We start from the raw sequence: 26,001 nt of genomic DNA, 5'->3' as shown, positions 1-26,001 counted from the left end.
CCCTACAGCCCCAGCGCCGCCGCGATCTGGTCCCAGCGGACGAGCTTGAAATTCTGCGCCTTGGGGGCGTTGTCGCCGTCCTGCGCGAGGAAGATGCCGCCCGGATAGGCGGCGCCGAAATTGCCCGCGACCGCCTCGATCCCGTCGGTCTCGCTCGTCGCGCCGAAGCTGCCCGCGGTCACCGCAAAGCGGCCGACATAATCCACGCCGGGCAGCCTGAAGACCGCATAAGCGTTGTCGCCCTGGCTCGACGCGAGCAGGTAGCGCTGGCCCTTGTGGTCGATCGTCGCGAGGCCCTCGACATCGGCGACGAGGCGCTGGTTGTCGACCGGCGCGACGAGGCGCGCGGTCGCGGTGGCGCCGTTCTGCTTGAGCTCCCAGATGCCGGCGTCTTCCTCGCCGACATAGAGCGTGTCGCCGTCGAAGACGCAGCCCTCGGACTGGGTCGGGATCTTATACTCCCATTGCGCCGCGAAGCCCGGCGCGGCGCCGTCGACGGTCAGCGTGCCGACGCGCACCGTGCCGTCCTTGACGATCAGCGCGGCGGTCAGCGGTTCGCCGGGCGCGCTCTTCTTGAGGCAGAAGCCATAGGCCTCGCCGGTCCCTGCGGCGGCGCGGCCGAGCGCGGTGAGCGACGGCGTGTCGGGGTCGAGGCGGAAGAGCGCGATATGCGCGTTGACCCCGTCGTTGCGGTCGCTCGCGGCGACAATATTGCCGACGACGTCGACATTGTTGACCAGCCCGCCCTTGATGAAGGCGATGTCCTTGCCGGCGAGGTCATAGACGTGGACCCCCGCCTTCTTGTCGGTCGCGATGATCAGCGCGCGACCCGGGTTGGCGGGATCGACCCAGATCGCCGGATCGTCGGCGGCGTCGGCGCGGCCGGTGCCGACGGGGTCGGTCTCGCCGCTCGCGGTCACCGGGACCGGCGGCAGGCCGAAGAAGACGGGCTCCTTTGCCGCGCAGCCGGCGAGTGCGGTTGCGAAGCCGAGCGCGGCGAAGAGTTTTGCGATCTTGGTCATGTCATTTCCCCGATGCGACGCAGGCCCCGCCGTCGGGCCCGACCTCGCCCGAACAGCGGCGCGTGGCAAGTGTGGGTTCGGCGATTTCGGACAGGCGATTGCCCTGTTCGGTGCGTATGAGGTCGAAGCCGTCGTAGAGCTTGCCCGACGCGGTGAAGGTGCGGAACTTGATGCGCTTCGGTTCGACGTCGACGATCTGGTAGAGCTCGGTCGCTTCGGCGACCTTGTCGGGCTGCCAGGGTGTGCGGTCGTTGAGGCGGTACATCTTCGACCCCGTCACCGAGACCAGATAGACCGGGCCCTGGATCGTGCCGTCGGCACGCGCCCTGGCGCTCGCCTCGCGGCCCGCCTCGGCGGTCAGGCGGCTGTAGCAATGGTCGTGGCCCTGCAGCACCAGGTCGACCTTGCGCTTCTCGAACACCGGCTTCCACGCCGCCTTGATCGCGGGCGTGTCGTTCGGGCGCGCGCAGGTGAAGACCGGCTGGTGGAAGAGCACGACGTTCCAGTTCGCCTTCGACGACGCCAGCGTCTGGTCGAGCCAGTCGGTCTGCGCCTGCATCGACCCGAGGTCGATCGCCGCGGTGCCGTCGAGGATGATGAAACGCACCCCCTGATAATCGACATAATAGGTCGTCGTCTCGACCGGCTGCACGCCATTCCCGGGCAGCGCGAACTGCGCGGGAAAATAGGGGCCGAGCCGGCGGCTTTCGGTGCCGTCGGGCTCGATCGTGTCGACATATTCATGGTTGCCCGTCGCGGGCAGCTGCGGGACGATCGCATAATTATAGCCGCCGGCCTGGTTCCACTCGCCCCATTCGTCGTCATGGTCGAGGTTGTCGCGCTGCGCGGCAAGGTCGCCGGCATGGACCACCAGGCGGATGTCGCCGTTGGCGTGGAAGGCCTGACGGATCACGCGGCTGGCATAGGTCAATATGCCGTTCTGGATGTCGCCGAGATAGAGGAAGCGGAAGGGCCTGTCCGCGGCGGCGGCGGTGCGGAACTGATACCATTCGCTCCAGCCCGCGGCGCCCTTGACGCGGTAGCTGTACGCGGTGTCGGGGGTCAGGCCAGTGAAGCGGATCTGGTGATAGAGCGCGGGGCCGTAGCTGCTGTCGACGGACATGGATTTGCCGGCGACGCGCTTCGCCTTTTCGCCGAGCGTCGGGCCGTCGACCGACAGCGCGATCTCGGCCTCGGCGGTCGCCTGCGCGGTGTCGGTGCGGAACGCGACCGCCATTTCGCGCGCGGGGTCGGCACCCGCGGTCAGCACGATCCGGTCGGCGAGATTCTTCGGCGCATAGGGCAGGCCCGCCGAGCGCGGGATCGGCGCGCCATCCTCTGTGAGCGTGACGATCGGGAAACCGGCCGCCGCGGGCTCGGCCGCCGCAGGGGCCGCCAGGGTCGCCAGCGCCGCGCCAATGATGAGCCTGATCAATGGCTTCGCCTTGCCGATGGCGGACATGCGCTTTCCCCTGCCGTCCAAGCGCCGCGGCGCGATTGGTCGCGCGCCCTCCCAGCAAAGCGGGTGCGCGTCAATCCCACAATATTTCCGTCACTTAAATGTCATCGAAACGTCATTCGGCTCGCCGCAAACTGTCACAGACCACCCCTAGACGCCCGGCAACCACAAAGGGGGTCTGTCCATCATGATTCGTCGTTTCAGCCTGCAATCCGCCGCCGCGCTCGCGCTCGCGACCGCGCTGATTTCCGCTCCCGCCGCCGCGCAGGAGGCGGCCGCCGACACAGCGCCGATCCAGAATGAGGACGGCTCGATCACCAGCGCGCAGGACATCGTCGTCCTCGGTACCATCGGCTATCGCAACCGCAACGACGAGCAGGCCGAACCGATCCTCACCTATGACAGCGAATTTTTCCAGCGCTTCGAGCCGCTGACCGCGGGCGACGCGTTGAAGCGCGTGCCGTCGGTGACCTTCCTGTCGGACGTCATCGAAAGCGACGGCGCGCGCCTCCGCGGCCTGCCGCCGGGCTATACCCAGATCCTGATCAACGGCGAAAAAGTGCCGGGCTCGAACGCCGACCGCAGCTTCTTCCTCGACCGTATCCCCGCCGAGTTGATCGACCGGGTCGAAATCGTCCGTTCCTCGTCGGCGCGCCGCACCGGTGATGCCGTCGCCGGCACGCTCAACATCAAGCTGCGCGACGGTTATGAACTCGATGGCGGTTACCTGCGCGCCGGTGGCCTCTATTTCGACGACAAGGAGCTCGAACCCAGCGTCGGCGGCGTGATCGGCGGGGCGCTCGGCCCGGGGCGCTTCCTGCTCGGCGCGAACTTCCAGGGCCGCCACAATCCCAAGAAGAAATTCTCGCTGCGCTACAGCGAATCGCCCGAAAACGATCCGGACTATGCGACGAACAATTTCGAGAACCGCGAAGACCAGAGCGACGTCCGCGACGGCAAGGATTATTCGTTCAACGCGACCTATGACATCAAGGGCGACACGACCGATTTTTCGATCAACGGTTTCTATGTCCACACCGACCGCACCGAGACCGAGCGCAGCTTCGAATATAATGACGCGACCGCGATCAACGGCCCCGTCCGCGCCACGCCGCCCGGTAATCTGACCGTCGACAACGCCAATGTCGCGAAGATCAACCAGGACAATTACAGCGTCAACGCCAAGCTCGCGCATCGCTGGTCGCTCGGCGAAACCAGCCTGAAGGTCGGCCTGTCGGAATTCGACGAAGACCGGTTCGAAACCGAATATGAAATCGAATTCGACCGTGCGACGCCGCGCTTCACCGGCGACCAGACGCGCAGCGCGATCACCGACAAGGAATTGTCGGTCAAGCTCGAGCATGAATTCGAACTGGGCGAAGATACCAAGCTGATCTTCGGCGGCTTCTGGCAGGACAAGGACCGCTCGGCCGCGATCACCGAAGCGCCGCGCGACCGCTACAACCTGACCGTCGCCGACCGTCAGGGTTATGACCAGTTCAACCGCAACCCGACCGAATTCGTCCGCACCTTCGGCGCCTTCGTGCCCGCGGCCGGCGGGCTCAACGCGATCGAGGAAGAGCGGCTCGACGGCTTCGTCGTCCTCGAAGGCAAGATGGACAATTTTTCGTGGGAAGCGGGCGTTCGCTACGAAACGACCGACCTGACGATCGATGACCTGACCCCGCCGGCGACGCGCTTCACCAATGATTATGAAGAGTTCCTGCCGTCGGCGTCGTTCAAGTTCGACGTCGGCAACGGTGGCCGGATCACCGGTTCGGTCGCGCGCACGAGCCGCCGTCCCGAATTCAACTTCCTGTCGCCCGCGCTGCTCGAGGCCGAATATGGCGACAACGATCTGCTCGGCAATCCGCTGCTCGACCCCGAAACCGCCTGGGGTTTCGACCTGGGGTATGAACAGCGTCTCGGCCGCTCGGGCATCGCCGGCGTCAATATCTTCTATCGCAAGGTCAACGACCTGATCGAGCTGACCAACACCGGCGACGAGGGTTCGGAAGGCGACGGCACGTTCATCTTCCAGCCGCAGAATGTCGGTGACGGCAAGGTCTATGGCATCGAGTTCGACCTTTCTACCGACCTCGGGTTCATCGGCCTGCCCGACACCGGCGTGTTCGGCAACGTCTCGTTCCTCGACAGCGAGATCACCGACCTGTTCGGCGAGCGCCGCTTCAACGGCCAGTCGGACTATGTCTACAACGTCGGCTTCATCCAGGACCTGAAGACGTTCGGCGCCGCCTTTGGTGCGACCTATCGCAAGCAGGGCGGCGCGTTCGACCGGGTGATCGGCGAAGAGATCTTCACCACCTATGGCGCCGACCTCGAAATCTTCGTCGAAAAGCGCTTCGGCAAGCGCTTCACCATCCGCGCGGTGGGGTCGAACCTGCTCGATGGTGCAAAGCGCGAGGTCTTCAACAAGTTCACGACGGTCGAAGACCAGACCGATCGCAGCTTCGACGAATATGAACTCGAAAGCGAAAAGGCCGGTCCGGTGTTCCAGCTGATCGCGCGCTACGCCTTCTGAGCCTTCCGGCGGCCGGCGCTCGGTCCCTTGAGCGCCGGCTGCTGGCTTATGCTCCTCCCTGTCGCGTAGCGATGGGGAGGTGGCAGCGCGAAGCGCTGACGGAGGGGCCATGGCGCGACGTCGTCGCCCCTTCACCATGCTTCGCATGGTCCCCCTCCCATGGCTTCGCCACAGGGAGGATCAATCCTACCCGATATGCTTGAAGATCCAGCCGATGCTCGCGCCGCCCGCCGGCGCGGTGCCGGTGACCACCAGCTGCTCGCCCGGGTGCGGGCGGCCGTCGCCGTCGACCCACAGGCTTTCCTCGACCGCGAGCGCGCCTTCGCTGGTGCGGAACTGCCATAAAGGGCCGCCCTGGATGCGCAGCAGCGCGCCCAATTTGTCGGCGGTCAGGCTGGCCGACAGCGACGGGCCGAGGTGGAAGCGCAGCACGAATTGCTTGTCGCCCTTGCGCCGGCTGCGCGGCGCGGGGAGCAGCTGGTCCTCGCCGCGCAGCTCGCGGCCGTTGGGCGACAGGATCAGCAGGCGGCGGTGGATCAGCCCATGGCGGCGCGCATAGCCGTCGTGGCTCATCTCCAGCCGGCTGCCCTGCGGCGTCTCGTGGCGGTCGAGCTCGACCTCGGTGACGCCCTTGCCGAGCGCGCCGCTGGGCAGGATCGCGGTCGAATTGCTGTCGGCGATGGTCAGCGTCGAATGCGCCGCCGTCGTACGGAGGCCGCGCGCGAGCTCCTCGGGGATCGTCGCGCCGGAGAGCGCCGCACCGCCGCAATTGACGATGATCCGGTCGGCGCCGTCCGACAGCTCGAAGGCGAGCGTCGAAGCGCAGCCGGCCTCGGTCACGCGCGCGATCGGCGGCGGCGCGGCGTCGGCGAGCAGCACGACCTTGTTCGCGACGAGCCGCTGATAGCCCCAGTCGCGCGCCTGCTTGAGCGGGCGGGTGCGCACGCCGCTGGCGGCGACGATCGCCCGGATATGCTCGGCCGATGTCGCGCCGCTGCCCTGCCAGCTGCCCATGCCGCCGTCGGCGTGGACGAGTCCGAGCAGCGCGGGCACGGCGCGCGCCAGCACTTCCTGGAGGAAGGGCGGCACCTCCATGCGGCGCATGTCATAGATGCGCGCGAGCATCGACAGCGCCATGATCGCGTCGAGCTGCGCCTGCGGCGAGCGCGCGATATTGCCGCCGTCGGCGTAGAAGCTGGTCTCGAGCACCTTGCGCAGCCCCGCCTCGCCGAATATCTGCCGCGGCTCGCCGCCGGGCATCAGCAGCGATGCGGCAACGATGCCGGTCCAGGCGACGAGTTGGCCGACGCCGGGCCGTGTCTTGTCGGCGACGCGGTCGAGGTGGCGCGCCGCGCGCGCGAGATGGTTGAGCACCGCCGAGCGATAGATGAGGTCGCTCGACGACAGGATCAGCGGCGCGTGGAACGCCCAATAGAGGATGCGCCAGCCGGCGTTGTCGGCGCGCCACGCGGGCTCGCTCACCGTCTCGCCATTGGCCGCGAGCCAGTTCCGCACCATCGCCTCGGCGATCGGCGCGCCGTCGGCGCGGCTGCCCGTCGCGGCCAAGTCGCGCAGCCAGGCGAAGCTGTGGAGATAGTCGGCAAAGGCCGGCGCGACGTTGAGCGAGCCGAAATCGCATTCGCCCAGCGGCAGCCTCAGCCCGCGGTGGAGGAAATGGCCCGCGCGGATCGCGGTGCCCGCGCGCGTGTCGCCGGGCACGGGGTCGTCGGGCACGCCGAGCAGCTTCAATGGAAAGCGCCCCTTCAGCCTGAAGGCATGCAAGGGCGTGCGCCAGGTCAGGCGCGTGATGTGATTGGCGATGCGGTCCCCGAGCGACAGGCCCTTCTCGGCGGGCAGGCGGATCAGGCGCTTGCCCGGCTCGATCGTGTCGTCGATATCGGTGCCGATGTCGGGGGCGTCGGGCGCTGCGGTCACGGCACGCACCTCTCAGGCGCCGCCGCGCAGCCGCCGGATATTGTCGGCATAGGCCTCGGGCCCGCCCTTGAAGGTCGCGGTCCCCGCGACGAGCACGTCGGCGCCGGCCGATATCGCGAGCGGCGCGGTGCCCGCGTCGATGCCGCCGTCGACCTCCAGCCTTATGTCGCGGCCCGACTTCTCGATCATCTTCTTGACCGCCTCGATCTTGCGCAGCTGGCTGGAGATGAAGCTCTGGCCGCCGAAGCCGGGGTTGACGCTCATGATCAACACCAGGTCGATGTCGTCGATCAGATAGTCGAGCATCTTCGCCGGGGTCGCGGGGTTGAGCGACACGCCCGCCTGCTTGCCGAGCGACTTGATGTGCTGGACGGTGCGGTGGATGTGCGGCCCCGCCTCGGGATGGACGGTGATGATGTCGGCGCCCGCCGCGGCGAAGGCGTCGAGGAAATGGTCGACCGGCGAGATCATCAGATGGACGTCGAAGGGCAAGGTCGAATGCGGCCGCAGCGCCTTCACCACCGCGGGGCCGATCGTCAGGTTCGGCACATAATGGCCGTCCATCACGTCGATATGCACCCAGTCGGCACCCGCCGCCTCGATCGCGCGCACTTCCTCGCCGAGCTTCGCGAAGTCGGCGCTGAGGATCGAGGGGGCGATGCGGACGGGGGTTGGCTCGGCGGACATGGGGATCGGCCTTAACCGTCTACCCGTGGTGGGGCAAGCGGGGGTGAAGGGCTAGCGGTGGAAAAGGGGTGGGGCGATCCTCCCCGGAACGGGGAGGGGGACCACCCGAAGGGTGGTGGAGGGGTACAGGAGGTTACCGCAGCGCTCGACTGCACTGCCCCTCCACCAGGCTTCGCATGGTCCCCCTCCCCCTGCGGGGGAGGAGCCTACACTACCGCCAGCGCCATCCCCCCTCCGTCCGCGCCCGATAGATCGGCAGCGGCGCCAGCCCCGCGAGGATCACGAAGATCGTCATCAGCAGCGGCCGCTCGCGGAGCAGCACTGCGATGCCGGTGATCAGCGCGACGTGCAGCACCATCAGCACCCAGCCCTGCCACGCGATCGGCAGGCCGGTGCCGTAACCGCGGCGCTTGGGCCGGAACCACGGGCGGTTATCGAGCAACAGGTGCAACATCTCAGCTCTCCTTGGGCGGGCGGCCGCGTTTCGCGGGCACCGGCGGTTTGACGCTCACCCCGCGCCGCGCCAGCGCCTCGCGCAGCAACACCTCGATCTCGGCATTGGCGCTGCGCAATTCGACCGCCGCGATCCGCTCGACCGCCGCATAGAGCGCGGGGTCGAGGCGGAGCGCGAAGGCTTTTTTGGCGGGCGCAGGCATCGGTGGTTTCCGGTCCGGGGCTCAGTAGAGCGAGCCGGCGTTGACGACGGGCTGGGTGTCGCGTTCGCCGCACAGCACGACCATCAGGTTCGACACCATCGCCGCCTTGCGCTCGTCGTCGAGTTCGACGACATTCTTTTCCGAGAGCTGGGTGAGCGCCATCTCGACCATCGTCACCGCGCCCTCGACCAGCTTCTTGCGCGCCGCGATCACCGCCTCGGCCTGCTGGCGGCGGAGCATCGCGCCGGCGATCTCCTGCGCATAGGCGAGGTGCGTGAGCCCGCATTCGTCGACGGTGATCCCCGCGACGTCGAGCCGCTCGATCAGCGCCTTGCGAAGCTCGACCCCGACCTCGTCGTGATTGCCGCGCAGCGTCACTTCCTGATGCTCGATGTCGTCATAGGGGTAGCGCGAGCCGATCGAGCGCACCGCGGCCTCGATCTGCGCCATGACGAATTCCTTGTAATCGTCGACGTCGAACAGGGCCTGTGCGGTGTCGGTGACGCGCCACACGACCTGCGCCGCCATTTCGATCGGGTTGCCGCGCAGGTCGTTGACCTTGATCTTGTCCGAAATCACGTTGTTCGCGCGCACCGCGATCTTCTTGCGCGTCAGCCAGGGCAGCACCCAGCGCAGCCCCTCTTCGCGGTCGGTGCCTTTGTAGGCGCCGAACAACTGAATCGCCGCGGCTTCATTGGGGTTGATGAGGTAGAAGCCGCAGAGGATCAGCAGGCCGACGACCGCCGAAGCGACCACGACGATCCATTTCCACGCGACCATGACCGCGGCATTGCCGTTGGTGATCCCCGCCCAGAGCGCGAGCGCGAGCAGCAGCAGCCAGATGAACAGCATCAGATAACCGCTCTGCGTGTTCGCACGCGCCTCGCGGCTGCGGTTCAGTGCGGGCGTTCCCGTATCGACCATTTTTCCCTCCGAATCACTCGATATAAAGATGATATCATATTTATATCGTTTTGGCGGGAGGTCAATGGGGTTGGGGAAGGTGCTGAAGTCCGGATTGGGGTGGTTTCCAGACCACCCTCTATTTCCGTTCGTGTCGAGCGCAGTCGAGACACCCATCGGGAGTACGCGCCTTCGGGGTGTCTCGACTTCGCTCGACACGAACGGGATTTATAGATCGGTTCGTCCGCAAACGCTCGAAACCGGCCCCTACCCTGCCTTCAGCGTATCGCGCGCCACCTTCTGCAGCGCCTCGGCCTGCGCGTCCGAAAGCCCCAGCTCGTCGGCGCCCTTTTCCTTCGCGCCGAGCACCGTCGGATCGACCCCGGTGATCGCGCCGAAGGCGACCAGCGCCGAGAGATAATAGCCCGCGACGCTGGCGTGATAATGGTCGTAGGCCCACAGATCGAGCTGGCCATAGGCGATGCCGTCATAGGGATTGGCGTCGGCGACGCCCTCGGCCATCGCGCGGTTCCACGCCTGACCGACGGGGATGATACCCTTGACCGCCGGATTGGCGGCGCGCGCGCGGTCGGCGGCAGCGCGCAGATCCTCGGCCATCGTACCCACCGGCTTGCCGTACCAGGGACCCTTGGGCGTATAGGCCTGGTCGGCGCGGCTCCACGTCGCGGCGAGGCGGATGTCGACCGCGGGGTTTTGCGCGGTGAAGAGCCTGGTCAGCCGCGCGACATTCGCCAGATAGTCGGCCGGATCGCCCGGCTTTTCGCGGTTCAGCGTGCTATACTCCTGCAGCACGACGATGTCCCAAGGCCGGTCGAACAGCTGGCGCCGCTCGTCATAATGGAAGCCCAGCGACTTGCCGCCCTGCGTCTCGAGGCTGACGTCGTAATCTAGTCCGGCCTGTTCGGCGAACAGCTTGAACAGTGCGGGCACGCCGCCATAGCCCGCCTGGTTGAGGTCGGTGACCGACCCCGCGCGCCAGTTGCGCGCCGCCGAATGCGCGCCTTGGGTGAAGCTGTTGCCGATGAACAGGATCCGCGGCGGCGCGGCCTTTTTCTCGGCGGCGGGGGTCGCCGCGCCGGCGGCGGTCGGCGCGGGCGCGCTCTCCTTTGCCGCTGCCGCCGGCGCGACGACGAGCGCGGCGGAGCCGATGATCGACCAGATGCCGTGCCCGTATTTCATGCGTCAGAACTCCGTGGTGACCGAGGTGTACCAGTAACGCCCATAGGGGCTGTAGAGCGACCCCAGATAGCCTTCCGAGGTGAGCGGCGGCTTCTTGTCGGCGATGTTGCGCACCCCGACGCGCCAGCGCATGGTGCCGCCGAGCCCGGCCGCGTCGCGGATGCGGACCTGCGCATAGAGGTTCGCGGTGAACTGCGACTTCACGCGCCACGGGTTGCCCGCCGCATCGACGAACGCGGTTTCGTCGACCGCGCCGGTATAGCGTCCGAAGGCGCCGATCTGGAAGCTTCCGAGCGACCAGGTCAGCGACGCGGTGCCGCGCCATTTCGGCCGGCCATTCGCCTCGATGAGATTCTGCGTCTCGGGCAGCGGGGTCGCGGGGTCGATGTCGCCATTGGCGCGCGCCTCGACCAGCGCATCGACCGCCGGCCCCGGCGGGCGCGAGAATTTGAGCAGCCGCGAGGCGTTGACCGCCAGGTCGAACTTGCCGATCCCGGTCTTGGGCGACTGCCAGTAGAGGCCGAAATCGAGCCCGCGCACCGTCTGCGGCTGGAGGTTGACGAACTGGTCGCGCACCGTGGTGATGCGGCCGACCGGCGCGATGCCCGTCCCCCCAAAGGCGGCGATATCGTCGGCATTGGCGGCGTCGCGGATGACATTGGGGTTCGACGATCCGTTCAGCCGCGCCAGATAGTCGAGCGCGACCGCGGTGTCGTTGCCGAGGATGCCGACGATGCCTTTTTGCCGGATCGACCAATAATCGACGGTGAAGGTCACGCGCCCGAGGTCGCCCTGCAGGAAGCTCGGCTCGAACACCGCGCCGAGGTTGTAGTTGGTCGACTTCTCGGGCTTCAGATCGGGGTTGCCCGACACGCGGCGCGAGTAACCGACATTGTTGCCGCAGGCATTGAAGCTGGCGATGCGCCCGGCGCGCAGATCGACCTCGCAGCGCAGGAAATCCTGGCTGGTCGCGAGCCGCGCATATTCGACGGCGTTGACCTGTTCGAGGTTCGGCGCGCGGAAACCCTGCGAGAAGGAACCGCGCAGGCGCAGCCCGTCGAGGACGTCCCACGCCGCCGCGACTTTGGGCCGCGCGACGCTGCCGAAATCGCTGTAATGTTCGTAGCGCCCCGCGAGCTGGACGTCGAAGCGGCGCATCAGCGGCACGCCCATCTCCTCCGACACCAGCGGCACCGCGAGCTCGGCATAGGCCGCCGCGACGGTGCGCTTGCCATAGGTGTCGGGATTGTCGCTGACCGCCGCAGCGTCGCTGATCGTCACGGCGCCGGTGACCATGTCGACGAACGGGCTCGACCCGTCGACCGCCGAATCGCGGTCGTCGCGCTGCGTCTCGCGCCGCACTTCGACCCCGAAGGCGACGCCGACCTCGCCGCCGGGCAGCTTGAACAGATCGGGACGCGAGGCGCGAAAATCGCCCATCGTCAGCGTCGTCTTCGACCGGCGTTGGAGCTGGAAGGTGATCGCGTCGATCGCGGTCGGCGAGCTCGGTGTGCAGTCGCCGAAGCTCAGCGTATCGATGCAGCCGCCGTTGAACGGGTTGTACGCATCGGGGGTCGCGAGCGCGAGGCTCTGCTGCAGCGAAGAGCTGCGCACCGCGACGCTCGAGTCGGTCGCCGACGCTTCGGAATAGACGAAGGCGCTGTCCCATTTGAAGCCCGCGGCCTCGCCGCGCACGCCGATGAGGCCGCGGATCTGCTCGCCGCTGACCTTCACCGTCTGCGGTCCGGTATCGACGAAGCGATAGGTGGTGAGCAGCACCGGCAGCCCTTCGGCGGGGACGTTGGTCAGGCTTGGCAGGCGGTTCGGGCTGCCGACCGGGCCGAAGGGATTGTAATAGTTGGTCGCCGGGATCCAGATCTGGTTGAGGTTGATCACCGGCGGCTGGATGCGCACCGTGTCCGAGCGGTAATAGCCGAACTCGCCGAACAGGGTGAGATTGTCGGTCAGGTCGTAATGGCCGTTGGCGAAGGCGTTATAGCGCTTGACGCTGGGCATCACCGCGGTGCCGACCGCGGTGTCGTAGCGCAAGTCGCGGAAGGCATTGTTCGTCGCGAGCGCGGTGTTGACGAGGCAAAGGTCGGTGGTCAGCGCCAGCGTGCAGCCGCCGAGCCGCGTCGGACGGACGGTGAAGGCGCCCGCCGCGGTGGTGAGGTTGGTGGTGCCCCGGCGCGGGCGGCCGCCGGTGACCGGGACCATCAGCGCCGGCCAGGCACCGCGCGTCGCGCGCGCGTCGGGAACCTGCGAGGCGGCAAAGTCGGGATAGTCGGCGAACAGCGGCCGCAGGTTCGCCGAAGCGGTGAAATCCTGGTCCTCGGCACGCAGCGCGCTGCGGTCGGTATATTCGAACGAGACGGTGATATTGCCGCGCTCGAAGCTCTTGCCCGCCAGGATATTGCCCTGGAATTCGGTGAGATGCGTGCCTTCGGCGCCGCCATATTGCGCCTGGAGCCGCAGCCCGTCGTAATCGTCCTTGAGCACGGTGTTGACGACGCCCGCGACCGCGTCCGAGCCGTAGAGCGCCGCGGCGCCGTCGAGCAGCACCTCGAGCCGCTCGAGCCCGGTGGTCGGGATCGCGTTCGAGTTGTAGCTCAGCACCGGCACCGTGCCGGTGTCCGACAGCCCCTGGCTCGCGGGGTGGGTGACGACGCGGCGGCCGTTCAGCAGCACCAGCGTGTTGCCGACACCGAGCGAACGCAGGTTGACCGAGCCGACGTCGCCGCGCGCGGCGTTGCTGGTCTGCGCATTGTTGCCGGGGTTGAAGCTGACGTCGCCCATTTGCGGGATATTGCGGATCAGCTCGTCGCCGCTGACCGCGCCGATCGCGTCGAGCCGGTCCTGGCCGACGACGACGACGGGCAGCGCCTCGGTCACCCGCGCGCCCTCGATGCGCGTGCCGACGACGACGATCTCGGGCTGGGTCTGGCCATCCTCGGCCTGACCCTCGTCGGCGACGTCCGCCTGCGAAGCGGTTTCGCCGTCCTGCGCCAGCGCCGGCGCCGAAGCGAACAGGCTGATCGCCGTGCCCGCCAGCAGCATTGCCGATGTCCTACCCCTCATTGTCCTTCTCCCTTTTCGGGCCTTTGGGCCCTTAATCCATGTCCTGTTCGAGCGGCGGCGCGGCGATCTTCGCCGGCGGCTCGCCGTCGAGCGCCGCGCGCAGCCGGTCGCGGTCGAGCGCATTGTCCCAGCGCGCGACGACGACGGTCGCGACCGCATTGCCGATGAAATTGGTGAGGCTGCGGCACTCGCTCATGAAGCGGTCGATGCCGAGGATCAGCGCCATTCCCGCAACGGGAACCGACGGCACGATCGACAGCGTCGCGGCGAGCGTGATGAAGCCCGCGCCGGTGACCCCGGCCGCGCCCTTCGAGCTGATCATCGCGACGAGCAGCAGCGCGATCTGGTCGCCGAGCGACAGGTCGACGTTGCACGCCTGCGCGATGAACAAAGCCGCGAGCGTCATATAGATGTTGGTGCCGTCGAGGTTGAAGCTGTAGCCCGTGGGCACGACCAGCCCGACGACCGACTTCTCGCAGCCCGCGCGCTCCATCTTCTCCATCAGGCTGGGCAGCGCGCTTTCGGACGAGGAGGTGCCGAGCACCAGCAGCAGCTCGGCCTTCAGATAGCGGATGAGCTTGAAGATCGAGAAGCCCGCGAGCCGCGCCGCGATGCCGAGCACCACGACGACGAATATCAGCGAGGTCAGATAGAAGGTCGCGACCAGCCCCGCGAGATTGGCGAGCGATTCGATGCCATATTTGCCGATGGTGAAGGCCATCGCCCCGAACGCGCCGACCGGCGCCGCGCGCATCAATATGCCCACCAGCCGGAACACCACCAGCCCGACCTTTTCGAGCAGTTCGCGCACCGGCGCCGCAGGCTCGCCGACCATCGACAGCGCGATGCCGAACAGGATCGAGACGAACAGCACCTGCAGCAGCGAGTCCCCGGCGAGCGCCGAGACCATCGTCGTCGGGATGATCGCCATCAGGAATTCGACGATGCTGCTGTGCTGCGCTTTCTCGACATAGCCGGTGACGCCCGACGTATCGAGCGTGGCGGGATCGACGTTCATCCCCGCGCCCGGCTGCACCGTGTTGGCGACGATCAGCCCGACGATCAGCGCCAGCGTCGAGAAGAAGAGGAAATAGGCAAAGGCCTTGCCCGCGACGCGGCCGACCGACCGGAGTTCGGTCATCCCCGCGATGCCGGTGACCAAGGTCAGGAAGATCACCGGCGCGATGATCATCTTGACCAGCTTGATGAAGGCGTCGCCGAGCGGCTTCAGCGCCTCGCCGGTCTCGGGCCACACATGGCCGATGATCACGCCTAGCAGGATCGCGGCGAGCACCTGGACATAGAGCTGGCTGTACAGGGGCTTCGGCCCCGCCGGTGCGTGCCCGGCTGCGTCGACTGCTATGGCGGCCACTTAGACTTCCTCCCGAGCACGGCCTTTCGCCGTTGCTTCCCCAGATTTTAGGTCCGGCACCATTGCCGGGCCAAGTGCGATGTGTTAGAATTTAACTATCTGTTTTTAATATATATATTAGAATATCCGCAGCAACATTAGTAGATTTTGTGCGATTTTCCGCATGCAATCATCAAAACTTGTGCGATAATCCGCACATGATTGAGGAGGATGATTCGCGCCCGATGGGGCATCGGCTGGATCGACGACGGCTGATCGTTACCTGCATCGTCGGGGTGCTGATCCTGCTCGCCGCCGCGCTCGGCCTGTCGGGCTGGGCGGCGCAGAGCGCGGACGCGCAGGCCGACGGCGACGCGCGCCAGAACGCGCGCGCGCACGCGAGCCTGCTCGAAAGCGAGCTGCAGAAATTCCGCCTGCTGCCGCGCGTGCTCAGCGAATTTCCCGACGTGCGCGCGGGCCTCGCCGACAAGAGCGACGCCGCTTCGCGCCGGCTCGACCGCGAGCTCGAGCAGCTTGCGGCGCGCACCGACGCCGCGGTCATCTACGTGATCGACGCCGACGGCCGCACGATCGCCGCGAGCAACTGGCGCGCGGCGACCAGCTTCGTCGGGCAGGATTATCGCTTTCGCCCCTATTTCCGCGGCGCGATGGCGAAGGGCGAGGCCGAGCTATTCGCGCTCGGCACCGTCAGCGGGCGCCCCGGCCTCTTCCTCGCGCGGCGCGTCGATGCCGGCGGGCGCGCGCTCGGGGTGATCGTGGTCAAGGTCGAGTTCGACAAGCTCGAGGCCAAATGGGCCGACTCGCCCGCAACCACCCTCGTCACCGACGGTGCGGGGATCGTCGTGATGACCAGCCGCCCCGGCTGGCGCTTCCGCTCCTTCGGCCCGATTTCGCCGGCGATGCAGAAACAGCTCCAGGCGACGCGCAGCTATGGCGACGCCGCGCTGGCGCCGCTGGCGATCGGCGACGGCTACGCCCGCGCGAGCGAGGCCGTCTCGCTCCCCGGCAGCCGGCTGCGCATCCTCCAGCCGACCGCCCCGGCGCGCAGCAGCGCCAATGCCACCGCGCGCGTGATCTTCCTGATCCTGCTGATCCTCGTCGGCGCGGCGATCGTCATGCTGCTGCGCATCGTCGAGCGGCAGGCGCTGCGCCAGGCGGCGCATGAGGCGTTGGAGCGTGAGGTCGCCGCACGCACGCAGGAACTGCGCGAAGCCAACGCCGAACTCCAGCAGGCGTCCGATCGGCAGGCCGAGGCCGACCGGCGCTACCGCGCCGCGCGCGAGGAGCTGGCGCAGGCGAGCCGCCTCGGCTCGATCGGCCAGATCACCGCCGGGGTCGCGCACGAGATCAACCAGCCGGTCGCCGCGATCCGCAGCTTCGCCGAAAACGCCCTCGCCTATCTCGACCGCGAGCAGGGCGACCAGGCGCGCGGCAATCTGGGTCATATCGTCGAGCTGACCGCGCGCGTCGGCGCGATCACCGGCGAGCTCCGCAACTTCGCGCGCCGCGCGCCCGCGCCGCTCGGCCCGGTGCCGCTGCAGTCGGCGATCGACGGCACCCTGCTGCTGATCGGCGACCGGCTGCGCGCGGCGGGCATCGCGCTCGACGTGAAGGTCGACCAGCCGGAGGCCCTAGTCCACGCCGACCGCGTCCGGCTCGAGCAGGTGCTCGTCAACCTGCTCCAGAACGCCGCCGACGCGGTGCAGGGCAGCACAGCCCCGCGCGTCGCGCTCCACGCGCATGGCGAGGGGCCGATCCTCATCGACATCGCCGACAACGGCCCCGGCGTTCCCGCCGATCTGGTGCCGCAGCTCTTCACCCCCTTCGTCACCGGCCGCCCCGACGGGCTGGGCTTGGGACTCGCGATCGCGAGCGACATCATGGCCGAGTTCGGCGGGTCGCTCACCCTCATCCCCTCGCCGCTCGGCGGCGCGGGGTTCCGCCTGACGTTGCGGTCGGCATGAGCTTCTTCACCGACAGCCAGACGATCTTCTTCGTCGACGACGACGCGAGCTTGCGCGCCGCCAACGTCCAGACGCTCGACCTCGCGGGCCTCGGGGTCGAGGCCTTTGCCGATGCCGCGAGCGTGCTGCCGCGCATCGCGCCCGACTTTCCCGGGATCGTCGTCACCGACATCCGCATGCCGGGCATGGACGGGCTCGAGCTGCGCGCCGCGATCCACGCCATCGACCCCGACATCCCCGTGGTGCTGATCACCGGCCACGCCGACGTGACGATGGCGGTGCGTGCGCTGCACGACGGCGCCTTCGACTTCCTCGCCAAGCCCTTCGCCGCCGACCATCTCGTCGGCGTCGTGCGCCGCGCGCTAGCGCATCGCGCGCTGATCCTCGACAACCGCCGCCTCGGCGCTGCCGCGGCGGCGATCGACAGCCCGCTGATCGGCGAGAGCCCGGCGATGGCGCGGCTGCGCGCGACGATCGCGCAGCTCGCGCAGGCCGACATCGACGTGCTGGTCGAGGGCGAGACCGGGACCGGCAAGGAGCTGGTCGCGCATATGCTCCACCGGCAGAGCCGGCGCAGCGCCGCCTCGCTCGTCGCGGTCAATTGTGCCGCGCTGCCGCACGAGCTGGCCGAGGCCGAGCTTTTCGGCAGCGACCTCATCGACCGCGCGAGCGGCAAGCTCGGCCAGGCGGGGCGCATCCGCAGCGCGCATCGCGGCACGCTCTTCCTCGACGAGATCGACACGATGCACCCCGCCGTGCAGGCCAAGCTGCTGCGCGTGATCGAGGAGCGCGAGGTCCAGCCGGTCGGCGCAGCGGCGCCCGAACCCGTCGACTTGCGCGTCGTCGCGGCGACCAAGACCGACCTGATGGACGCGGTGCGCGCGGGCGATTTCCGCGAGGATCTCTATTACCGCCTCCACGTCGTGAAGCTGCGCATCCCTCCCTTGCGCGAACGCCGCTCGGACATCCCGCAGACCTTCGCTTTTTTCCTCGACGAGGCGGCGGCGAAGATGGGCGCGACGGGTTTTCGCATCGACGATGCGGTGCGCCGCCACCTCGTCGAGCACGACTGGCCGGGCAATGTCCGCGAGCTCAAGAATTTCGCCTACAGCGTCGTACTCGACCTGCCTTCCGACCCCGGCCGCAGCGCGCTCGCCCCCGACATGAGCCTCGCCGAGCGCATGGCGCGCTTCGAGGCGACGATCTTGCGCGACACGCTCGCCGCGGCGAAGGGCGACATCCCCGCGGCGATGGCGCTGCTCGGCGTCCCCCGCAAGACGCTCTACGACAAGCTCGCGCGCCACGCGATCAATCCCAGGGATTTCCGCTGACCCCATAACCAGAGCCTATGCCCCGGCCAAGCAATGAGGGCTTCGCGTTCGGGGTCCGCGCGATATTCTCCCCTGCAAAGAGGCGGATACCGGCAAGCTGGGTCCGACCTCCAGGGGATCGGGTCGACGCATGCAGGTTCAACCTGTTCGGTTTCCTCAATCACGAGTTCGACTCGGGGCTCGAATTCTATGCCGAGGCGGGCTGGTACCACGCCAAGTTCCGCTCGGTGCGCGAGCAGGAAACCAACCTCGCCAGCCAGCGGCTGATCGTCCCCGCCAATGGGTACTGGAACCCCTTCGGCCCCGTCGGCAGCCCGAACCGCATCCCGGGCCTGACCGGCGTTGCGAACACGGGCGTGCCGATCGAACTGATCGACTATCGCCCGGTCGACGCGGGGCCGCTGGTCGTCGACGTCAAGAATGACACGACGCGCTTCCTCGCGGGTTTCCGCGGCGAACTGCTCGGCTTCGACTTCGACACCGCCGCGCTCTATTCGAAGGCGAAGACGACCGACAGCATGCGCACCGTGTCGCTGAGCCTGTTCCAGGAGGCGCTGTCGCGCACCGATTCCAGCGCCTATAACCCCTTCAACGGCGGCGATCCGGCCGATCCGGGGACGCGCGATTCGACGCCCAACCCGCAGAGCGTGATCGACAGCTTCATGGTCGATATCGGCCGCATCAGCTCGACCGAGCTCTATCTCGCCGATCTCAAGATCAGCAAGAACGACCTTTTCACCCTGCCCGGCGGCCGCGTCGGGCTCGCCGCGGGGGTCGAGTTCCGCCACGAGACCTTCAGGGACGACCGCGACGACCGGCTCGACGGCACACTCTTCTTCACCGCGCTCGACGGATCGTCGAACGGCAGCGACACGCTCGGCGCCAGCCCGACCCCCGACAGCCAGGGCTCGCGCGACGTGTTCTCGGGCTATCTCGAATTCGCGGTGCCGCTCGTCTCGCCCGAGATGGACGTGCCGCTGATCCACTCGCTCGACCTGCAGCTCGCGGGGCGCGCCGAATCCTACCAGGGCTTCGGCTCGGTCGCGAAGCCCAAGCTGGCGATGAGCTGGTATCCGGTGCCGAACCTGCAGCTGCGCGGCAGCTGGTCGCAGAGCTTCCGCGCGCCCAACCTGCCGCAATTGTTCGAAAACGGCATCCAGCGTTCGAACACGCGCACCGACTGGATCCGCTGCGAGGCCGACGCACGCGCCGGGCGCATCGCCAATTTCGACGCCTGCACGCGCAGTCAGGGCGTGGTCAGCAACCGTTCGGGCAGCCGCGACCTCGAGCCCGAGACCGCCGAGAATCTGTCGCTCGGCGCGACCTTCCAGCTCGACATGGGCGCGGCGGGGCGGCTGACCTTCACCACCGACTATTGGGAAATCCGCCAGAAGAACGTCATCGGCCTGTTTGGCGATTCGAACGCGCTGATCCTCGACTATCTGCTGCGGCTGCAAGGGTCGTCGAACCCGCTCGTCGAGCGCGCCGACCCGACCCCCGAACAGGTCGCGCTGTTCGATGGCACCGGGCTGACCCCGGTCGGCGACGTGATCCAGGTGATCGACTATTATACCAACCTCAGCCCGCGCAACGTCCGCGGGATCGATTTCGGCCTCTATTACAACGTCCGCGACACCGGGCTCGGCGATTTCAGCCTGCGCCTCAACGCCGCGCGCCTGCTCGAATTCTTCCAGGTGCCGGGCGCGCTGCAGCAGAGCCTGCTCGACGCGCAGGCATCGGGCGAGATCGATCCGACGATCAACGTCACCGGCGCCGCCGACCTGATCGAGGAGAATGGCCGGCCGAAATGGCGCGGTTCGGCGAGCCTCAGCTGGCGCTACAAGGGCTGGGGCGCGGGCTGGTTCGCCTCTTATGTGGGTCCGGTCAGCGACACTTCGGCCTCGCTCGCCGACGGCACGCGCTTCCGCGTCGACGATTTCCTGTCGCACAGCGTCTATGTGCAATATGAGGCCGAGGAGGGCGCGCTGAAGGACACGCGCTTCCGCGTAGGGGTCCGCAATCTTTTCAACGAACTGGCGCCGCTCGCCGATCAGACCTATGGGTATATCGGGGATCTGTACAGCAACCGCGGCCGTCAGTTCTACGCCTCGAGCAGCAAGCGTTTCTGACGTCCGACCGGAAGAGAGGACAGCATGACCGACGCCGCGCCCACACCCACCGCCACCGAGCCAGACGCCGAAGAGGCCGGGCCGCCGCCGCGCGGCCGCGTCGGGCGCGCCTTCGCAATCTGGTTCGGCATCGCGCTGTGGAAACGCATCCTCGCCGCGCTCGTCGTCGGCGCGGTCGTCGGCCTGATCTGGGGCGAAGGCGCGACCGCGATCGGCTGGATCGGCGAGCTGTTCGTGCGGCTGATCCGCATGCTCGTCGTGCCTTTGGTCTTTCTGACCATCGCCTCGGGGGTGGCGGCGCTCGCCGATCCGAAGCGGCTCGGCAGCATCGGGGTGAAGACGCTCGCCATGTATGTCTTCACCACCATGCTCGCGGTGACGACGGGGCTGATCGCAGCGACGCTGATCGGCCCCGGCGAGGGCGCGAGCTTTGCCGATGCCGTGCCGCGCGCGGTCGCCGAACCCAAGGATCCGGCGCGGATGTTCATCGAGATCATCCCCGACAATCCGATCGGCGCGATGGCGAGCGGCGCGACCTTGTCGGTGATCTTCTTCGCCATATTGGTGGGCGCCGGCGTCATCGCGGCGGGCAAGGAGGGCGAGCCGGTGCGCCGCCTGCTCGCGAGCGGCTCCGAAATCATGCTGCGCATCGTCGGCTTCGTGATGGAGACCGCCCCCTTCGGCGTCTTCGCGCTGATCGCCGTGGTGATGGGAACCAGCGGCCCGGCGAGCTTCCTCGCGGTGCTCAAGCTCGCGCTCTGCGTGCTCGCGGGGGCGACCTTCGTCACCCTCGTCATCCACGGGTTGATCGTCGTGCGGCTGCTCGCCTGGCTGCCGCCCTTGCCCTTCTTCCGCGGTATCGCCGACGCGATCATGGTCGGCTTCTCGACCTCCTCGTCGAGCGCGACCTTGCCCGTCGCGATCCGCGTCGCCGAGCGCAACCTTGGCGTCTCGTCGCCCGTCGCCTCGACCGTGCTGCCGCTGGGCGCAACGATCGGCATGGACGGCGCCGCGATGTATGTCGCGATGCTCACGCTGTTCGCGGCGCAGGCCTTCGGGCTACAGCTCTCCTTCGCCGACTATCTGGTGATCGCGGGGACGACGACGATCGTCGCCATGGGGGTCGCGCCGGTGCCCTCGGGCTCGCTGTTCGTGCTCGCCGCCGTACTCCACTCCATCGGCATCACCCCCGCGCAGACCGCGATCATCGTCGGCTTCATCCTGCCCTTCGACCGCATCCTCGACATGATCCGCACCGTCCCCAACGTCACCTGCGACCTCGCGATCGCGACCGCGGTCGCGCGCTGGGAAGGCGAGATGGACGTCGATAAATATCGTTCCGCCAAGGATATATGAGGCCTCTCCGCATGATCTTCCGCCGCTTCGTTGCCGCGACACTATCGCTCGCGCTGCTGCTCCCCGCCCCGCTGGCAGCGCAGAGCCGCAACCTGCTCGAATATCCGTCGATCCATTCGCCGACGGTCGGCACACGCAGCATGGTGGTCAGCCAGAATGCGATCGCCAGCGAGGTGGGGGCGGAAGTTTTGCGCGACGGCGGCAATGCAGTCGACGCGGCGATCGCGATCGGCTTCTTCGACGGCGGCGCCGACCCGCGCCGCGACGGCGTCGCGATCACCATCGCCCTGCTGCCAAAGGATTGACCATGCGCGCCATCGCCCTCCTCGCCGCCGCCGCCTTCCTCAGCCGCGACGCGAAGGCGGCGACCGAAAATGACGTCCTCACCTTTCTCGCCGACATTCTGCAGGAGCGCTGACATGTCCGACCTCGCCCCCTTCCACTTCGCCTTTCCCGTCGACGACCTCGCCGCCGCGCGCCATTTCTACGGCACGATACTCGGCTGCCCCGAGGGTCGGAGCGACAGCGACTGGATCGACTTCAACTTCTATGGCCACCAGATCGTCGCGCATTGCGTGAGCGCGAAGCGCGAAGCGGTCGCGGGGCACAACCCCGTTGACGGCCATGCGGTGCCGGTGCCGCATTTCGGCGTCGTCCTGCCCCCCGCCGAATGGCGCGCGCTCGCCGAGCGGCTGCAGGGCCATGGCGTGGCCTTCGTGATCGAACCGCACACGCGTTTTCCCGGCCAGCCGGGCGAGCAATCGACGATGTTCTTCCACGACCCGTCGGGCAATGCGCTCGAATTCAAAGCCTTCGCCGACCTCGGCCAGCTGTTCGCGAAATAGGGGCGGACATGCGGGGGCAGCGTCGACCCCGAGGGGCGCTCGAGGTGACGATCGACGGCCACCCCGCCGACATCGCCCCCGACGGGCGGTTCGCCGCCCCGACGCATATCTTCGGCAGCACCGAGATCGCGCCGGGCGGCTGGCGGCCGTTTCGCTTCGATTTCGAGCTCCCCGAGGGCGCACCGGGATTGCCGCCACGCCTCCAGCTGCGAATTCGCGGTGCGGGGCAGGCCACCGTCGACGATCTGGCGTTCATCGTGTGGGAACCGGCGGACAAGGACGGCGAAGTGGCGCCGGGGCGAGGCTATTGCCGAGGCCGCCGACTGATATTCGCAACGGCCCACGCGGCAGGCAAAGAAAAAGCCCGCCAAAAGGCGGGCTTGTTGTTGGTTGCGGGAGTAGGATTTGAACCTACGACCTTCAGGTTATGAGCCTGACGAGCTACCGGGCTGCTCCATCCCGCGCCACCAATGTACGATGCGCGCTGCGCACCGCTAAAACAGCAAAAGGCCGGCATCGCTGCCGGCCTCTGACTTTGTGAATGGGTTCTTCCGTTTCGACCTTACGCCGGCTGCAATGCCTGGCGACGTCCTACTCTTCCAGGGCTTGAGCCATAGTACCATCGGCGCTGTCAGGTTTCACGGCCGAGTTCGAGATGGGATCGGGTGGGTCACTGACGCCATGGTCACCAAGCAATGAAGCCGGCGTAGGGTCAAAAGGGGTTTCAATCGATGCCCGTGCAATATGGACTGATCTTCAATCATCCACCTCGCGGACAATCCGTCAGGACTGTCGTTGATGGCGGGACTCTTAAGTGCGAATAGAGCAATTAGTATCGGTTAGCTCCACGCGTTACCGCGCTTCTACATCCGATCTATCAACGTGGTGGTCTTCCACGGCTCTGTGAAATCTTATCTTGAGGGAGGCTTCCCGCTTAGATGCTTTCAGCGGTTATCCCGTCCATACATAGCTACCCTGCTGCGCGGCTGGCGCCACGACAGGTACACCAGAGGTATGTTCAACCCGGTCCTCTCGTACTAGGGTCAACTCCTCTCAAATTTCGACGCCCACGGCAGATAGGGACCAAACTGTCTCACGACGTTCTGAACCCAGCTCACGTACCACTTTAATTGGCGAACAGCCAAACCCTTGGGACCTGCTCCAGCCCCAGGATGTGATGAGCCGACATCGAGGTGCCAAACGATTCCGTCGATATGAGCTCTTGGGAATCATCAGCCTGTTATCCCCGGCGTACCTTTTATCCGTTGAGCGATGGCCCTTCCACTCGGGACCACCGGATCACTATGACCGACTTTCGTCTCTGCTCGACTCGTCAGTCTCGCAGTCAGGCAGGCTTATGCCATTGCACTCTAACAGACGGTTTCCAACCGTCCTGAGCCTACCATCGCGCGCCTCCGTTACTCTTTAGGAGGCGACCGCCCCAGTCAAACTACCCGCCACAGAGGGTCCCTGATCCAGTTTCATGGATCGAGGTTAGACATCAGAAAACAACAGGGTGGTATTTCACCTATGGCTCCACGACAGCTGGCGCCGTCGCTTCAAAGCCTCCCACCTATGCTACACAGTTCTTTCCTAATGCCACTCTGAAGCTGCAGTAAAGGTGCACGGGGTCTTTCCGTCTAACCGCGGGTACTCCGCATCTTCACGGAGAATTCAATTTCGCTGAGCATCTCCTGGAGACAGTGGGGAAGTCGTTACGCCATTCGTGCAGGTCGGAACTTACCCGACAAGGAATTTCGCTACCTTAGGACCGTTATAGTTACGGCCGCCGTTTACCTGGGCTTCATTTCGGAGCTTGCACCCCTCCACTTAACCTTCAGGCACCGGGCAGGCGTCAGGCCCTATACGTCGTCTTGAAGCCGACTTAGCAGAGCCCTGTGTTTTTGCTAAACAGTCGCTACCCCCTGGCCTGTGCCCCCCACAACTGGTTGCCCAGATGTGGGGCCTCCTTCTTCCGAAGGTACGGAGGCAATTTGCCGAGTTCCTTCAGGAGACTTCTCTCAAGCGCCTTGGTATACTCTACCATCCCACCTGTGTCGGTTTAGGGTACGGTCTATAATGGAGGGGCTATTTCCTGGAACCTCTTCAAAGCCTGCTCAATCCAATAAGAGCAGACAATTTACGAGATCCGTCACACACCTCCAGGCCCACGAATATTAACGTGGTTCCCATCGACTACCCCCTTCGGGCTCGTCTTAGGGGCCGGCTTACCCTGCTCAGATTAGCTTTAAGCAGGAACCCTTGGGATTTCGGCGAGAGGGCATCTCACCCTCTTTATCGCTACTCATGTCAGCATTCGCACTTCCGATACCTCCACGACCCATTACCAGATCGCTTCATCAGCCTACGGAACGCTCCGCTACCGCGTGTATTGCTACACACCCTAAGCTTCGGTGCACGTCTTGAGCCCCGTTACATTTTCGCCGCAGGAACCCTTATTTAGACCAGTGAGCTGTTACGCTTTCTTTAAAGGATGGCTGCTTCTAAGCCAACCTCCTGGTTGTTTTGGGATTCCCACATGCTTTACCACTTAGACGTGACTTGGGGACCTTAGCTGTAGGTCAGGGCTGTTTCCCTTTTGACGACGGACCTTAGCACCCGCCGTCTGTCTGCCGGATATTACTCATGGGTATTCGGAGTTTGGTTAGAATTGGTAGATCTCGCGACCCCCGCATCCATCCAGTGCTCTACCCCCCATGGTATTCATCCGACGCTCTACCTCAATAGATTTCGCGGAGAACCAGCTATTTCCCGGTTTGATTGGCCTTTCACCCCTAAACACAACTCATCCGACAATTTTTCAACATTGAACGGTTCGGCCCTCCAGTGCGTGTTACCGCACCTTCAGCCTGGTCATGCCTAGATCACCGGGTTTCGGGTCTAATGCAACAAACTCAGTCGCCCTATTCAGACTCGCTTTCGCTGCGCCTACACCTAACGGCTTAAGCTTGCTTGTTACACTAAGTCACTGACCCATTATGCAAGAGGTACGCAGTCAGGCCTCAAGGGCCCTCCTACTGCTTGTAGGCGTTCGGTTTCAGGTACTGTTTCACTCCCCTCATCGGGGTGCTTTTCACCTTTCCCTCACGGTACTAGTTCACTATCGGTCATGCAGGAGTACTTAGGCTTAGAGGGTGGTCCCCCTACGTTCAGACAGGGTTTCACGTGCCCCGCCCTACTCAAATCCTTCGACATCACTTTCGCATACGGGGCTGTCACCCGCTATGGCGCTCCTTTCCAGAAGCTTCTGCTAGTTGAATCGAAGGCATTGGCCTGGTCCGCGTTCGCTCGCCACTACTAACGGAGTCTCTGTTGATGTCCTTTCCTCCGGGTACTGAGATGTTTCAGTTCCCCGGGTTCGCTTCACCAAAGCTATGTATTCACTTCGGTGATACCCTTCCCATTTAACCTTCGATGCCGACAAGTCGGCACCGAAATTAAATGGTGAGGGTGGGTTTCCCCATTCGGAAATCGTGGGATCAAAGCTTGCTCACAGCTCCC

The 26,001-nt window shown here is 66.1% G+C and carries 18 protein-coding genes, 1 tRNA gene and 2 rRNA genes (1 of these 21 cut by a window edge); 8 read left to right on the top strand and 13 right to left on the bottom strand.

All coding sequences use genetic code 11. The features are described from left to right. Positions 1–2: 2 nt before the first annotated feature. The gene (locus AC1RNQ_RS14600; protein ID WP_493172083.1) at positions 3–1,022 is read right to left on the bottom strand and encodes a phytase; all 1,020 of its coding nucleotides are present in this window, start codon (positions 1,020–1,022) and stop codon (positions 3–5) included. 1 nt (position 1,023) lies between these two features. Next, the gene (locus AC1RNQ_RS14595; protein WP_493172082.1) at positions 1,024–2,457 is read right to left on the bottom strand and encodes a purple acid phosphatase family protein; all 1,434 of its coding nucleotides are present in this window, start codon (positions 2,455–2,457) and stop codon (positions 1,024–1,026) included. Here AC1RNQ_RS14595 and AC1RNQ_RS14590 point away from each other — a divergent pair. Beyond that, positions 2,441–2,635 carry a hypothetical protein gene (locus AC1RNQ_RS14590; protein WP_493172080.1) on the top strand — a complete coding sequence of 65 codons (195 nt, stop codon included), beginning with the start codon at positions 2,441–2,443 and terminating at the stop codon, positions 2,633–2,635. The genes AC1RNQ_RS14595 and AC1RNQ_RS14590 overlap by 17 nt on opposite strands. Before the next feature lie 33 nt (positions 2,636–2,668). Beyond that, on the top strand, positions 2,669–5,023 hold the full coding sequence (locus AC1RNQ_RS14585; protein ID WP_493172078.1) for a TonB-dependent receptor plug domain-containing protein: 2,355 nt from the start codon (positions 2,669–2,671) through the stop codon (positions 5,021–5,023). A gap of 186 nt (positions 5,024–5,209) precedes the next feature. Here the strand turns inward: AC1RNQ_RS14585 and AC1RNQ_RS14580 are convergent, their stop codons facing one another. From AC1RNQ_RS14580 to AC1RNQ_RS14545, 8 genes are all read right to left on the bottom strand, one after another. Then, positions 5,210–6,958: a heparinase II/III family protein gene (locus tag AC1RNQ_RS14580; RefSeq protein ID WP_493172077.1), complete on the bottom strand. Its 1,749-nt coding sequence runs from the start codon at positions 6,956–6,958 to the stop codon at positions 5,210–5,212. A gap of 12 nt (positions 6,959–6,970) precedes the next feature. Beyond that, entirely contained in the window at positions 6,971–7,645 is a 675-nt protein-coding gene (rpe, locus tag AC1RNQ_RS14575; protein ID WP_493172075.1) for a ribulose-phosphate 3-epimerase, read from the bottom strand. 211 nt (positions 7,646–7,856) lie between these two features. Then, complete coding sequence (locus tag AC1RNQ_RS14570) at positions 7,857–8,099, bottom strand: hypothetical protein (protein ID WP_493172073.1); 243 nt, start codon at positions 8,097–8,099, stop codon at positions 7,857–7,859. A gap of 1 nt (position 8,100) precedes the next feature. Then, positions 8,101–8,301, bottom strand: coding sequence for a type II toxin-antitoxin system antitoxin (locus AC1RNQ_RS14565; protein WP_493172071.1), 201 nt, complete (start codon positions 8,299–8,301; stop codon positions 8,101–8,103). Positions 8,302–8,322: 21 nt separating this feature from the next. Further along, complete coding sequence (locus AC1RNQ_RS14560) at positions 8,323–9,225, bottom strand: SPFH domain-containing protein (RefSeq protein ID WP_493172069.1); 903 nt, start codon at positions 9,223–9,225, stop codon at positions 8,323–8,325. A gap of 246 nt (positions 9,226–9,471) precedes the next feature. Next, positions 9,472–10,404 carry an SGNH/GDSL hydrolase family protein gene (locus AC1RNQ_RS14555; protein ID WP_493172068.1) on the bottom strand — a complete coding sequence of 311 codons (933 nt, stop codon included), beginning with the start codon at positions 10,402–10,404 and terminating at the stop codon, positions 9,472–9,474. 3 nt (positions 10,405–10,407) lie between these two features. Continuing rightward, on the bottom strand, positions 10,408–13,482 hold the full coding sequence (locus AC1RNQ_RS14550; protein ID WP_493172066.1) for a TonB-dependent receptor plug domain-containing protein: 3,075 nt from the start codon (positions 13,480–13,482) through the stop codon (positions 10,408–10,410). Between the two features lie 31 nt (positions 13,483–13,513). Beyond that, positions 13,514–14,854, bottom strand: coding sequence for a dicarboxylate/amino acid:cation symporter (locus tag AC1RNQ_RS14545; RefSeq protein ID WP_493172064.1), 1,341 nt, complete (start codon positions 14,852–14,854; stop codon positions 13,514–13,516). A gap of 197 nt (positions 14,855–15,051) precedes the next feature. Between AC1RNQ_RS14545 and AC1RNQ_RS14540 the strand changes: the two genes are divergently transcribed. The 6 genes from AC1RNQ_RS14540 to AC1RNQ_RS14515 all read left to right on the top strand — a co-directional run bounded on the left by AC1RNQ_RS14540 (position 15,052) and on the right by AC1RNQ_RS14515 (position 22,479). After that, the gene (locus AC1RNQ_RS14540) at positions 15,052–16,818 is read left to right on the top strand and encodes a sensor histidine kinase (RefSeq protein WP_493172062.1); all 1,767 of its coding nucleotides are present in this window, start codon (positions 15,052–15,054) and stop codon (positions 16,816–16,818) included. Further along, positions 16,815–18,149 (top strand): sigma-54-dependent transcriptional regulator, encoded by a 1,335-nt coding sequence (locus tag AC1RNQ_RS14535; protein ID WP_493172060.1) that lies wholly within the window; start codon positions 16,815–16,817, stop codon positions 18,147–18,149. The genes AC1RNQ_RS14540 and AC1RNQ_RS14535 overlap by 4 nt, the downstream gene beginning before the upstream one ends. A 17-nt stretch (positions 18,150–18,166) precedes the next feature. Beyond that, positions 18,167–20,278, top strand: coding sequence for a TonB-dependent receptor domain-containing protein (locus AC1RNQ_RS14530; RefSeq protein WP_493172058.1), 2,112 nt, complete (start codon positions 18,167–18,169; stop codon positions 20,276–20,278). A gap of 24 nt (positions 20,279–20,302) precedes the next feature. After that, positions 20,303–21,634: a dicarboxylate/amino acid:cation symporter gene (locus AC1RNQ_RS14525; RefSeq protein ID WP_493172056.1), complete on the top strand. Its 1,332-nt coding sequence runs from the start codon at positions 20,303–20,305 to the stop codon at positions 21,632–21,634. Continuing rightward, positions 21,631–21,939: a gamma-glutamyltransferase gene (locus AC1RNQ_RS14520; protein WP_493172054.1), complete on the top strand. Its 309-nt coding sequence runs from the start codon at positions 21,631–21,633 to the stop codon at positions 21,937–21,939. Before AC1RNQ_RS14525 ends, AC1RNQ_RS14520 begins: the two co-directional genes overlap by 4 nt. A 114-nt stretch (positions 21,940–22,053) precedes the next feature. Beyond that, positions 22,054–22,479: a VOC family protein gene (locus AC1RNQ_RS14515; protein WP_493172052.1), complete on the top strand. Its 426-nt coding sequence runs from the start codon at positions 22,054–22,056 to the stop codon at positions 22,477–22,479. Positions 22,480–22,866: 387 nt separating this feature from the next. Here AC1RNQ_RS14515 and AC1RNQ_RS14510 read toward each other — a convergent pair. The 3 genes from AC1RNQ_RS14510 to AC1RNQ_RS14500 form a co-directional block, all read right to left on the bottom strand. Further along, positions 22,867–22,943: transfer RNA gene (locus tag AC1RNQ_RS14510), tRNA-Met, on the bottom strand. A gap of 114 nt (positions 22,944–23,057) precedes the next feature. Continuing rightward, positions 23,058–23,172 (bottom strand): 5S ribosomal RNA (gene rrf / locus AC1RNQ_RS14505). A 117-nt stretch (positions 23,173–23,289) separates the two neighbouring features. Then, positions 23,290–26,001: ribosomal RNA gene (locus AC1RNQ_RS14500) — 23S ribosomal RNA — on the bottom strand; it runs 79 nt beyond the window's last position.

The sequence above is a fragment of the Sphingopyxis sp. GW821-FHT12F08 genome, from assembly GCF_058806755.1.
This window is presented reverse-complemented; position numbering and strand designations above follow the sequence as displayed.